This window comes from Citrobacter sp. Cu231 (genome assembly GCF_030332265.1).
GTDB classification, from domain to species: domain Bacteria; phylum Pseudomonadota; class Gammaproteobacteria; order Enterobacterales; family Enterobacteriaceae; genus Citrobacter; species Citrobacter meridianamericanus.
Window position 1 is genome coordinate 1 of the sequence record NZ_JAOWIE010000001.1, and the last position, 211, is coordinate 211.

Consider the following 211-nt stretch of genomic DNA (forward strand, 5'->3'; position numbering starts at 1 on the left):
GCACCAGGGAGGATAACGTTGCTTCAGCAACGGCCCGCAGGGCGAGGCGCAGCCGAGTAATCCTCCCGGATGCACCATCTCTTACTTGATATCACTTATTTCGATATCAATATCGGCAGTAAAGCAAGTTTCCTGATGCATCCGTAGCTCAGCTGGATAGAGTACTCGGCTACGAACCGAGCGGTCGGAGGTTCGAATCCTCCCGGATGCA

General features: G+C 54.0%; 1 tRNA gene and 1 other RNA gene. Both read left to right on the top strand.

Annotated elements, in window-relative coordinates:
- Window positions 1-77: non-coding RNA, RtT sRNA (locus OGY15_RS00005), on the top strand; the annotation flags it as partial.
- A gap of 60 nt (window positions 78-137) precedes the next feature.
- A tRNA-Arg gene (locus tag OGY15_RS00010) sits at window positions 138-211 on the top strand.